This window comes from Enterocloster sp. 210928-DFI.2.20 (genome assembly GCF_020554465.1).
GTDB classification, from domain to species: domain Bacteria; phylum Bacillota; class Clostridia; order Lachnospirales; family Lachnospiraceae; genus Enterocloster; species Enterocloster bolteae.
The window spans coordinates 114,283-126,443 of record NZ_JAJCHK010000011.1 but is presented as its reverse complement, the minus strand read 5'-3'; the positions used below and the strand labels follow the sequence as shown (position 1 = coordinate 126,443).

Sequence of the window (12,161 nt, the reverse complement as noted above, 5' to 3'; positions counted from 1 at the left end):
GTGTAATCTCTTTCATGCCAATTTTACGGTTTTATTATAAAGGTTATCTTTATCAACGTGCAATACCCATATTGGTAAGGAGTGCAAATAGGTTACAGCTTTTCATGCTGACAAGTGTGGAACTTCATGATATAATCCAGACAGAGGAGATACGATATGAAACCACAGGAAACAAAATTTACATTTGTATATAACGAAATTAAACAGCGCATTTTGGAGGGCCAGATACTTCCTGGAAATTCTTTATTATCTTCAAGGATGTATTGCGAGCAGTTTCATGTAAGCAGATACACGATTAACCATGTTTTTGAAGCATTGCGGGAAGAAGGGCTGATTGAGATTCAGCCCCGCCTTGCTCCAATCGTTGTTTCAGGAAAAGATACGCCTGATTCATTGAATACTGTTTTTGAAATTTTGAAGCAAAAGCAGACTATATTGCAGGTATATCAGACCTTTACGCTAATACTGCCACCCCTTTTTGTTTTTGCCCTGCAGGGCTGCGATGTGGAGATTATGCCGCACTATAAACAGGCTATGAAGGTACTGCGTTTGGGGCGCCTTACCGGCGGATGGCGTATTCCTTCTAATTTGGGATATGATATATTAAGGATAGGAGGAAATCCCTTATTCGGCGAACTTTATTCTGCATTTGGCCTTTACAATAAGTTCTCGTTTTTCATAGAGGAATGCCCCTGTTTCAGGAAACACTTTTTACAGAAGCCTGCACCTGCGAACAGCGTTATTATAGACATATTAAAGGGCAAAGATCCGTCTGCAAAGCACCGCCAGTTATTAAATATGTATCAGGCTCTTACAGACTCCATTGAAAGCACACTAAAAAATTTAAGGGACACGACGCCTGAATGTCCTGTGCAAACGGGGGTGCCCTTTGCGTGGAATCCCATGCGCGGCCAGGATTATTATTACTCGAAGATTGTTGACGACCTGAATCTGAAAATCGGCCTTGGAGAATATTCGATTGGCATGTATCTTCCATATGAAAAGCAGCTGGCCGGACAGTATAATGTCTCTTTATCCACTGTCAGAAAGGCATTGTCAGAACTGGAACAGAGAGGGTTCGTAAAAACATTAAATGGCAAAGGCACTATTGTTATAGAACCGGATGATACTAAAATTCACCGGCTGGCTCTTAATTCCGGATATGTAGAAAAGGCATTGCGCTACCTTCATGCCCTGCAGCTCATGGCCCTGCTGATTCGCCCGGCGGCTTTGGAGGCAGCTTTGCGGTTCACCAGAGATGAGCTGGACGAGTTGGCGGACAGATTTACATCTCCCGGTTCCGCTTATCTGGCAGATATGTTGGAAGCCATACTAAAACATACCACACTGGAACCTTTATATGTTATATTATCTGAAACCAATCATCTTCTTGAATGGGGGCATCATTTTGCTTATTATCCGTCCAAGAGGCGTACACTTTCGCATCTCAATAAACAAGTTATCGCTGCGTTCCGGCAATTAAACCAGGGTAACGCGGATTCCTTTGCAGATGGTATAGCGGATTGCTACTGTTATATCTTGGTTTGTATGAAGAAGCATATGACAGAAAAATATAAGTTTTCTAACGCGTCTAATATTCGGATTCCTGAAAAATACTAACATTTTATATCCACATATGAAAAGCAGCTGATTCATTATGAACCAGCCTCTTTTTTTATTAAAAAGGCGGGAAGGTATATTTGAGCGGAAATCAAATAGTAAATTCCCTTCCGGCACATTGGCGGTAAATTGGTCTTTAAGCAAAAGAAAGTTGATGATATAGTAAAACCATAAAGTTGATTCGCGGTAAGGCTTAGTAAGAAACACACAATGGACAGCGGATAATTCATGAATTATAAAACAAAAAAACAAGGCGCCATCATATGAATCTGATCACTTCTTATGAATGGTAATTAGGAGGTTTATCAATGGCTCAAATACTACCGTCAATTTTTGGAGCAGATATTCTGCGGTTAAAGGATGAGATTGAATTTCTGGAACGTGAAAACACGGCTATCCTGCATGTGGATATGATGGACGGCAACTTCGTCTCTAACATTGCCTTCGGGCCAAACCAGATAGGGGCTATGAAAAAGGCATCTAAAATGATGTTTGATGTGCACATGATGATTGACCATCCAAAGGACCATCTGGATGATGTGATTGCCACGGGAGCCGAGATGATATCGGTCCACTATGAGTCCACGCCTCACATCCATAACATGATCCAGCGCATCAAAAAAGCAGGAAGAAAGGCCGGAGTCGTACTCAACCCGGGCACACCGGAGTCAGTGCTTGAATACTTGCTGGATGATATTGACTATGTTCTTATCATGACCATCAATCCGGGGACACCTGGCCAGACATTCATAGAAAAGAGCCTTGAAAAGATTGCCAACCTGAAAAAAATGATTGGCAGCCGTCCCATCCAGATTGAGGTGGACGGAGGCGTCAATGATGTTATAGCAAAGCAGGTGGCCGGTGCAGGAGCCGAGCTGATTGTAGTCGGCGGATATCTCTTTGGAGGCAATCCCGGCGAGCGCTACAGCATACTGCGGGAAGCAGTGAAATAGAAGCTGCGGCAGGGCTATGGAACGATAAGCATGACACCACAAGAATAGAGAGGATGGTATAAAGATGAAAAAATTTGAGGGAAAAGTGGTATTGGTGACAGGAGCAGGACATGGAATCGGAAAGCAGATCGCAGTACAGTTTGCAGAGCAGGGAGCTAATACCGTAATCGTTGATTATAATGTGGAATTCGGTACAGAGACAGCAGAAGAAATCACACGTGATTATGTGAAGTCCCTGTTTGTCCAGGCGGATGTGTCAAAGCCGGAAGACATGGACCATGTGCGGGAGAAAGTATTTGAGGAGTTCGGACGGATTGACACCCTTGTCCTCAACGCCGGGGTGGCCTTCAAAAAGAAGGTAAATGAATTTACATTTGAGGAGTGGAACAGGACCATCAGCATAAACTTAAACGGTCTGTTCAATACCGTAAAGGCGTTTTACAATGATTTCCTCACAAACCACGGTTCCATCGTATACATCAGTTCCGGTTCAGCCTTAAGCGGTACAGGCGGAGCCGTGGCCTATCCGGCCTCCAAGGCAGGCGGCGAAGGGCTGATGCGCGGACTGGCAAAGGAGCTTGGACCAAAAGGCGTAAATGTCAATATCATCGCGCCGCGCCTGATTGACACAGGGGATATGATGCGTGTAAATTATCCCACCCAGGCAGAGCTGGACGCTGTTCTGGAAAAGATTCCTGTGCGCCGCTACGGCACGGTCCGGGATGTTGCAAACCTGGCGGTGTTCCTGGCTGACAAGGACAATTCATACATCCAGGGGCAGACGATCCTTCTTGACGGCGGCCGTACCATAGCCTGATTTTAATAAAGAAGGTTTACAGATAAAAAGAGGGGGTATAAAATGGAGGCAATATTAGGATTTTTTCAGGAATTTATCAATTTAGGCGCAGCCATACTTCTGCCGGTTGTCATAGCCATATTAGGAAAATTCTTTGGGATGAAGCTGGGCCATGCCATCAAGTCCGGATTACTGGTGGGAATCGGTTTCCAGGGACTGGTTCTGGCGGTCAACCTGCTGATTACAACAATACAGCCGGTCATGGACTACTATAAGGCGCTGGGGTCGGGATATGACGCTCTGGAGGTTGGGTTTGCAGCGCTGGGGGCTGCATCCTGGACCGTTCCCTTTGCCGTGTTTGTCATCCCGGCCATCATAATTGTGAATCTGATTCTGGTGCGCCTGAAGATTACAAAGGTACTGAATGTGGATATCTGGAATTTCATGCATTTTCTTGTACCCGGCGCATTGGCATATGCCCTGTCAGGAAACGCAGTTATCGGTTTCCTGGTAGCCGTGGGGTGCGGCATCGTTGCATTGTTCTTTTCCCAGTGGCTGGCCCCGAAGTGGGGGGAATTCTTCGGACTGGAAGGAACCACCTGTACCACGCTGGCGTTCTGCGCCTGGGTATATCCTGTTACATATGGACTCAATAAAATCATTGACCTGATTCCCGGCCTGAGGGACGTGGATGTCAATGTGGATAAGCTGGGAAAGAAACTGGGAATCTTTGGAGACCCCGCGGTCATCGGACTGCTGGTGGGCGTATTCCTGGCCTTGCTGACCAGACAGGACCTGGGGGCGTTACTGACCATCGGCATGGGTGTCGCGGCATCCATGGTGCTGATTCCCAGAATGGTAAGCGTTATGATGGAAGGTCTGACTCCCATGGGCAATGCTGCCAATGATTACATGCACAGGAAGATTGGCGATGACGCGGATATTTACATCGGTATGGACATCGCCCTTGGATTGGGAGACCCGGCCTGTATCACATGCTCGGCCATTATGATACCAGTCACCATCCTCCTGGCATTCCTGATTCCCGATATGAGGTTTTTCCCTCTGGGAATCCTGGCAGAGGTTTGCTATCTGGCTCCTATGTGTGTGCTGACCAGTAAGGGAAATATATTCAGGACTCTGATCTGCATGACAGTCATGATGTTCATTACATTGTTCTTTGCGAACATGTTCATACCCGAAGCAACGCAGATGCTGTCTGTCACCGGCGTTAAATTTGAAGGACTGGTAACCGCATCCCACTTTGGCTGGAACCCGGGCAACCTGTTGGTATCCCTGCTGCACAGACTGTTTGGAATGCTTGGTTAAGAATAGGAGATTAGTATGAAAAATAGATATTTAGTGATTCACGGTTTTGCCAGGGACAGATATGAGGCAATCACCATGTGCGGTGAGGCTCTGTATAAGGAAGGACTTGTCAGCGAACAGTTTGGGACTCTGTGCGTGGAACGGGAGAAGAATTACCCTACAGGACTGCCCACGGAGATTCCTACAGCCATCCCGCATGCCAAGGATGAGAGCATCACACAAAACAGTGTTTGTTTCCTCAAACTGGACCGGCCTGTTTCTTTTAAGCGGATGGATGACGATACCCAGGATGTCAGTACAGATATGATTTTCAACCTGGCAATCAAGGATCCCAATGAACATCTTCAGGCGCTGCAGAACATGATGGGTTTTTTAAATGATTCGGAAGCTCTGTTAAAATGCAAGAGCCTTTCAGACGAGGAACTGATTGAATACTTACAGGAAAAGATAGGATAGTCAGGGAAATCCCTTTCACGTAAGAGATGAAAAAGGAGATTGGTTATGGAATTAATGGATATTGTCGCTGAATTAAAGAATGCTTCCGTGCAGATGCCGGAAGAAAAAATCGACCAGTTCATAGAGGCGGTTGACACTCATGAGCGAATCTTTGTATACGGGACCGGAAGGTCCGGCCTGATGTTAAAAGCGCTGGCCATGAGACTGATGCAGATGGGATATCAGTCCTATGTGGTGGGGGAGACCACAACTCCTTCCGTGGGAAAAGGGGACCTGTTGATTGTGGCTTCGGCTTCCGGAGAGACACAGAGCGTGTGCAGCGCGGCAGACGACGGGGCTAAGCAGGGAACCGACGTGCTGGTGATCACCGGCAGCAAGGAATCCACACTGAGCAGGAACCATGAGCCGCTTATCCGGATTGAGGCCGCCACCAAGTTTTCTGAGTCAAAGGCAAGCATCCAGCCTCTGGGCAGTTTGTTTGAGCAGATGCTGCTGCTGATTTTTGACGCGGTCATCCTTAAGATGAGTTCAAAAAATGCGGATACGAACAAGAAGATGGCAAAGCGCCATGCAAGCATCGAATAGTAAACCTTAAAGAATCCATGTATGGGGCGGGATATGAGTCATATAACATTAAACAATAACACTGTAGAAAAGGAGAAGGTATCATGACAAAAGAAATCAAAATTTTAGTAGCATGCGGCAGCGGAGTTGCGACTTCAACCATCGCACAGGAGGCAGTAAAGGAAATAGCGCAGAGGGCAGGGGTCAATGCAAGGGTATTTAAGGCCACCATTGCGGAAGTGCCGGAGAGGCAGCACCATGTGGATATTGTGCTGACCACGGCCAATTACCGCCAGCCTCTGGAGAAGCCGTACATGAGCGTGTTCGGACTCATTTCCGGGGTCAATAAGGCCAATACGGAAAAGAAGCTGGAGGAGCTGATGAAGAAGGTTGCGGCGGAGTAAAGCGCAGCCGTTCAGACATAAGGTTGATGAAGTGCAAAAGGGAGAGTATATAAAATATAAAATGGTCCGGTTTCCAGGTGCTTGAAGGGAATAGCCGGATTTAAGGGAAAAGACTTTGCGGCGCCTCCGGATCAGGGGACGCTGCAGATGTCGTGTAGAGACGCAGCAGTCCATCTGGCCGGTTGGACTAATTTGAAAGTGGTGGGTGTAAATGAAAAAGAGAAGTACCGAGATATTACAGCGGCTTCTGAAGAATCCAAACGAGGAGCTGAGCCTGAAAAAACTGACAGATGACTATAACATAACTGAAAAGACCTTAAAAGGCGACGTGCAGGAGCTTGTGGAATTTGCCAGGGAATCCGGTTTCGGACACTCTGTATACTGGGACAACCACATACTGCGTCTGGATGACCGAAAGCATATCAGTGAGTTCATGGACGCAGTGTATTCCATGGATCCATACCAGTATAAAATGTCGCTGGAGGAGCGGAAGGTTTATATTATCATTGAATTACTCTGCCATGATGGTTATTATTCCATGCAGCAGCTGGCAGACGAACTGTATGTCACCAGGAATACCATCATAAATGACTGCAGGCTGGTGGATGAATATGTAAAAAAATATGGGATTATCTTTGTGGCCAAAAGTAAGAAGGGAATCCTGCTCCAGACAGAGGAGGATAAGACCCGCGGGCTGCTGATTGACATATTTAAGGGTCTGATTCCATCCATAAAATGCGAGAAGGATTTTTTTGTACGTTTTATTATAAGGCGGGCGGGGTTTATCTGCCCTCTTACAGATGTCATCTATTATATGAACTGTTTCACCAAGGACAACAATATCATATTTGCAAAGGATGTATTTTTTGAAATTGCCATCTGCATCTTTGTCCTGCTCAACCGGTTAGAGCAGACCGGATTTGCAGAGAATTCCACAGAACCCGGCCTGCCCCAGCTGCAGCTGGACACCATTGGCAATATGATACATTATGTGGCGGAGGAGCTGGGATACTCAGCCATAGGGCATAACGGGATTCTGGTTATGGAGAGGCAGATTCTTCTGAGAAATCTGCATCCCCAGGTACAGAGCATCAATGATTTTGAGCTCTATGGTGTGATCTGCCATTTCCTGCTGGAAATCAGCCGGGAAATAGATGTGGATATCCAGTCAGACAATCTGCTGGTGGAATCGCTGATTTCCCATGTAAAGGGCATGAATAACTGGAATGACGCGGATTATGACTGGGACATAGGGTATGAGACCTCCGGGGAGTTCCCGCGTATCAGGGAGCTTGCGGAGGATAAGTTCTGCATATTGGAGAAGTACCTCCAATACAGCCTTACACCCAAGATGAAAGACAGCATTATTATCCATATATGCGCGGCCCTGCTGAGAGGGAGGAAGAACAGCAGCCCCCTGGGAGTTATTATATCCTGCCCAGGAAGCATGGCTACCAGCAAGTATCTGGAAGCCCAGATTAAGAATTACTTCAATTTTTATGTGGTGGACACCATGACCACCAGACAGGTGGAGGCGTCAAAGGGCTGTTTCGACCAGGTGGACTTTGTCATATCCACGGTACCGATTCAGGACTGCGTGCTGCCTGTGGCTGTGGTCAGCCCTTTGATCACGGTGGAGGATATCAACAAGATACAAAACCTTGCATTTAAACAGAAAAAGACTGTTCTGCCGGATGCCAGGGAGCGATTTCCGGTGCTCTCAAAAATCTATGCGATCTATGATTCAGGGGACCGGCGGAAAATCGAATATCTGGACCGTGAACTCAAGCAGATTCTGGAGGATGCCTTCTATGTAGAGTCCAAGATTGGAAAAGAGTTTGCGCTGCTCAACATGCTTAAAATAAAGTATATCAAGGCAAGGGACGGGAAAATGGCCTGGCGGGAGGCTATGAAGGCTGCCTCCGAGGACCTGATCAGAGACGGATACTTTGATGAACGTTATGTGCGGGAAGCCATTGGAAATGTGGAGGAGTACGGCAGTTACATCATTGTAAATAAAGGAATCGCGCTGGCCCACGCCAGGAAGGAGAGCGGGGTATACGAGGACGGGCTCAGCCTCCTGGTATCAAAGGACGGTATCCTGTTTGATGAGGGCGAGACGGTTCACCTCTTGTTCTTCTTTTCGCAGAAAGGTGAAACGGACTATCTGGACCTGTTCAAGGAAATTATAAAATTAGGTAAAGACCAAAATGATGTTGACAGAATCAGAAATTTAACGGACAGCATGGAGATTTACCGCACCATGTGGGAGATATTATCCAGAAATTGATGCGGCGAAGTCTCTGTTTTTCATTACTTGTCCATTGGAAGCCGGACTGTGAACACGGATCCCTCATCTGGCCGGCTCTCCACAGCAACTGTTCCATTGCACAGTGTGACAATTTTTTTGACCAGGGCCAGCCCAAGGCCATTGCCCTCAATGTTGCGGTTCTGCTCACCCTGATAGAATTTGTCAAATATGTGGGACTGTACCTCCGGTGTCATGCCGACGCCAGTGTCTTTGATACACACCTGAATGACTTCCGGTGTCTGACAGCAGCGGACGCTGATGGAACCTCCGGGTGGAGTGAATTTGACTGCATTTGAAAAAAGGTTTGTCCATACCTGGAACATCAGGTTCTCATTGCCATAGTAAAGCGTTTCAGGCAGATCCATATCAATGTCCAGGTTTTTAGGTTCCCACATAGGCGCCAGGCTGAGAAGAGCCTGGCGTATTTGTTCGTCCAGGAAAAAGGATTCCTTTTGGGAGACGATACCTTGATTCTCCAGTTTGGATATTTTCAGGATATTACCGGTCAGTACAGAGAGCTGCCGGGCGCTTTCAAGGATATGCCCGGAGTAGACATGGAGCTCGTCCGGGAGGGAGACTCCGTTTAACAAGGTGGCATAGCCCTCAATAGAGGTAAGGGGCGTCTTGAATTCATGCGACACATTTTGTATGAAGTCGGACTGGAGCATTTCCATGGAATTAAGTTCCTTTACCATCTTGTTGAAGTTGGCGTTCATATTATACGCATAGGCATCCTCATGGTTTTCAGGAAGCCGGACGGTGAAATCCCCTTCAGCAACCCTTTGAAGAGCTTCGATCAGGTTTTGGATGGGAACCAGAAGACGCTTTGACACGATGAGAATCAGGGAAACAGATACCAGTATAGCTGCTATCAGCAGGGATATAAGCGGAAACAGGCGGGCAGTGACGCTGTGTATATCCGATGAAAAAAATCGGAAGGAAAGCGTACCTGTTATAAAAACCATAACAAACATGATTATGATGACATGGATTGAAAGACTAAGCCACAGTCTGATACCGTTCTTCATTGCACCACCGCCTTATACCCAAGTCCCCGAACCGTCATTATTTTAAAATCATGGTTATGTTCAAAATGCCTGCGCAGCCTGTTGATGTGTACATCAATGGTTTGTACGTCAGAGGCAGTGCCGGGTCCCCATATCTCATCCATAAGCTGGATGCGTGTGAAAATCTTGTTGGGATAGGAAACCAGTTTATACAAAAGCAAAAATTCCTTCTGAGGAAGCATGATGGAATCCTCCCCGCAGGAGACTGTCAGGGAGTCATAATCCAGACAGGTAGCACCTACCATCAGCTTGCGTTCCTGGTTGATATTGGCTCTGCGCATCAGTGCTTTTACCCTGAGAACCATTTCGTTCACATCAATGGGTTTGGTCATATAGTCGTCAATACCTAAAGTAAAACCTTTGCTTTTGGAGGGGTAGTCATCTTTGGCTGTTATCATGAGCACTGGAATCAGCGGATTTTCATTGCGCAGTATTTTCACCAGGTCATAACCATTGAGTACGGGCATCATAACATCGGTTATGACCAGGTCGATATGTTCCTGATCAAAGATGTCCCATGCCTCCTGTCCGTTGGAAGCCAGAACTGTCTCATATCCGGCTTTGTTTAATACGATTTTATAAAGCTGGCTTAATTTTTCATCGTCTTCTACAATCAATATCTTCAGCATCAGCATATGTTTTTCATCCTTTCCCCAATCATTCAATATCAGATTAAAATTATATGGACATTATACACAATGAATATGAACCGAACATGAATCGGACAGATAAACAAAATGTGAACATTTTGTGACTTCATGTTGACTTCATCTTGGGTTTAATGATGGTTCATTTAAGTTTAGTAACATAAGGTCTGTATATAAAACGTGCCGTTTTACTGGGACCGTGAAAGAATGAGGAGGAAAACAATATGCCCACAGAACGTTTTGATAAACTTCCGGAACTGAAAAAAAACAGGATAAGCGATGCCATCAGTGAGGCGTTTATGCACAGAGGAACAGGAGATATCCATATTACCCAGATAGCCAGAAGCGCCCGGGTTTCCAGGGGGAGTCTGTATGCATATTTTCTCAGCAAAGAAGATATGCTGTTTTTTTCACTGTGCCAGACGCAGCGGTTTATCTGGGAAAATAACAAGAAGATTCTTTTGGAATACGGGGGAGATTATTGGAAAATGCTGGAGACCAGTCTGAGATATCATTTCAGCATATGCAGGACCAACCGCCTGTACCGCCTGCTTTATCTGCCGATAGAGGGAAATGAGAGTTTCAGCCTTTTGTCCCGTTCGCTTCTCCATGGGAAAGAGTACATGGAATATAAAGCCTGGATTTATAGACATTTAATGCCTGCATACAGGGAGCGGTTTTCCGAAGATGAATTCGGAGTGTATCAGGATACCTGCAATGACATTTTGACGGTTTCCATCCAGGAATACATATCAGGCGCCGGCAAAAAGGAAGATATTATGGCCTGCTTCCATAACAAAATAATTTATATCAGGCCGGAAGTAAAACAACAGACAGTGTAGCCCAGAGAGAGGAGAAGTATGATGAAAAAAGGTGTTATTGTGGGCGTGGCTGCAGCGGTGGTTATCTGCGCGGCAGTTATTCCCAGATTCATGAATAATAAACAGTTTGCGGAAGCAGTGGCGCTTCCGGTGATGGAAACAGCATATCCCCAGACAGGCGATATCCGGCTTACCACAAGTTTAATAGGAAAGGTGGAGCCTTCGGATGTGGTTTACATTTATCCTAAGGCAGCCGGGGATGTGACGTCGGTAAATGTAAAGGCCGGGGATGTTGTGACAGAGGGACAGGTCATATGTACCATAGACACAAAACAGGTGGAGACAGCCAAAAGCTCCATGGAAGCAGCGGCCCTGACCCTTAAGGAGGCCCAGGCCGAACTGGGAAGGCAGCAGATTCTCTATAACAGCGGCGGCATTTCAGAACAGGCCTATGAGCAGTACAGGAACAAGGTGGACAGCGCCCGGATCCAGTATGAGCAGGCGGAGTTTACATACAAAACCCAGCTGGAATACAGTCAGATTACAGCTCCCATAAGCGGTTTGGTGGAAATCTGCGACATGGAGGTTTTTGATACCGTATCCCAGAATAATTTGATCTGTGTTATTTCCGGCCAGGGGGCACGGGTAGTATCTTTTTCGGCAACGGAAAGAATACGGGGTTACCTTCATGAAGGCGATGAAATAGAGGTTGAAAAAGAGGGAATAAAAGGCAGCGGCGCCATTTATGAGGTCAGCACAATGGCGGACAGCACCACGGGCCTTTACAAGGTTAAGGCGAGGCTGGAGGATGGCGATACATTCCCTACTGGTTCAGAAGTAAAGCTTTACGTGGTTTCCGAAAAAACCGAGGATGCAATGACCATACCTGTGGATTCGGTTTATTATGATAACGGCAATCCCTATGTATATACCTGTGAGAACGGAACGGTCCACAAGGTATTTATCGAGACTGGTATCTACGATTCAGAGACAATTGAAGTATTGTCGGGACTTACCATGGAGGACCAGGTTATTACAACATGGAGCTCGGAGCTGTACGAAGGAGCACAGGTAAGGGTGCTGGGAGAAGAGCAGGAGCCGCAGCAGGTTCCGGGGCAGATACAGACAGAGGTACAAACCCAGACAACAGAACAGACAACAGAACAGACAACGGAACAGTAAGGGGGACATAA

At 46.4% G+C, this 12,161-nt stretch carries 12 protein-coding genes; 10 read left to right on the top strand and 2 right to left on the bottom strand.

All coding sequences use genetic code 11. The features are described from left to right. Window positions 1-156 precede the first annotated feature (156 nt). From LI015_RS12290 to LI015_RS12255, 8 genes are all read left to right on the top strand, one after another. Complete coding sequence (locus LI015_RS12290; protein ID WP_227125180.1) at window positions 157-1,620, top strand: GntR family transcriptional regulator; 1,464 nt, start codon at window positions 157-159, stop codon at window positions 1,618-1,620. A gap of 308 nt (window positions 1,621-1,928) precedes the next feature. Next, entirely contained in the window at window positions 1,929-2,573 is a 645-nt protein-coding gene (rpe, locus tag LI015_RS12285; RefSeq protein WP_118019110.1) for a ribulose-phosphate 3-epimerase, read from the top strand. 64 nt (window positions 2,574-2,637) lie between these two features. Then, on the top strand, window positions 2,638-3,390 hold the full coding sequence (locus LI015_RS12280) for an SDR family NAD(P)-dependent oxidoreductase (RefSeq protein WP_002569562.1): 753 nt from the start codon (window positions 2,638-2,640) through the stop codon (window positions 3,388-3,390). A 42-nt stretch (window positions 3,391-3,432) separates the two neighbouring features. Then, window positions 3,433-4,698: a PTS transporter subunit IIC gene (locus LI015_RS12275; RefSeq protein ID WP_002569561.1), complete on the top strand. Its 1,266-nt coding sequence runs from the start codon at window positions 3,433-3,435 to the stop codon at window positions 4,696-4,698. A 15-nt stretch (window positions 4,699-4,713) separates the two neighbouring features. Then, window positions 4,714-5,154 (top strand): PTS sugar transporter subunit IIA, encoded by a 441-nt coding sequence (locus tag LI015_RS12270; RefSeq protein WP_002569560.1) that lies wholly within the window; start codon window positions 4,714-4,716, stop codon window positions 5,152-5,154. 45 nt (window positions 5,155-5,199) lie between these two features. Beyond that, on the top strand, window positions 5,200-5,739 hold the full coding sequence (gene hxlB / locus LI015_RS12265) for a 6-phospho-3-hexuloisomerase (protein ID WP_002569559.1): 540 nt from the start codon (window positions 5,200-5,202) through the stop codon (window positions 5,737-5,739). A gap of 83 nt (window positions 5,740-5,822) precedes the next feature. Continuing rightward, a complete protein-coding gene (locus LI015_RS12260) occupies window positions 5,823-6,122 on the top strand; it encodes a PTS sugar transporter subunit IIB (RefSeq protein ID WP_002569558.1) in 300 nt (99 codons plus the stop codon). 211 nt (window positions 6,123-6,333) lie between these two features. Further along, on the top strand, window positions 6,334-8,412 hold the full coding sequence (locus LI015_RS12255) for a BglG family transcription antiterminator (protein ID WP_002569557.1): 2,079 nt from the start codon (window positions 6,334-6,336) through the stop codon (window positions 8,410-8,412). Window positions 8,413-8,435: 23 nt separating this feature from the next. On the opposite strand, the gene LI015_RS12250 is transcribed toward LI015_RS12255, so the two are convergent. Next, on the bottom strand, window positions 8,436-9,461 hold the full coding sequence (locus LI015_RS12250) for a HAMP domain-containing sensor histidine kinase (RefSeq protein WP_002569556.1): 1,026 nt from the start codon (window positions 9,459-9,461) through the stop codon (window positions 8,436-8,438). Next, window positions 9,458-10,129 (bottom strand): response regulator transcription factor, encoded by a 672-nt coding sequence (locus LI015_RS12245; RefSeq protein ID WP_227125215.1) that lies wholly within the window; start codon window positions 10,127-10,129, stop codon window positions 9,458-9,460. Before LI015_RS12245 ends, LI015_RS12250 begins: the two co-directional genes overlap by 4 nt. A gap of 242 nt (window positions 10,130-10,371) precedes the next feature. Here LI015_RS12245 and LI015_RS12240 point away from each other — a divergent pair, with 242 nt between their 5' ends. Both LI015_RS12240 and LI015_RS12235 read left to right on the top strand, forming a co-directional pair. Continuing rightward, window positions 10,372-10,989 carry a TetR/AcrR family transcriptional regulator gene (locus LI015_RS12240; protein WP_002569554.1) on the top strand — a complete coding sequence of 206 codons (618 nt, stop codon included), beginning with the start codon at window positions 10,372-10,374 and terminating at the stop codon, window positions 10,987-10,989. Window positions 10,990-11,010: 21 nt separating this feature from the next. Next, window positions 11,011-12,150 carry an efflux RND transporter periplasmic adaptor subunit gene (locus tag LI015_RS12235; protein ID WP_002569553.1) on the top strand — a complete coding sequence of 380 codons (1,140 nt, stop codon included), beginning with the start codon at window positions 11,011-11,013 and terminating at the stop codon, window positions 12,148-12,150. The last annotated feature ends 11 nt before the right edge of the window (window positions 12,151-12,161 follow it).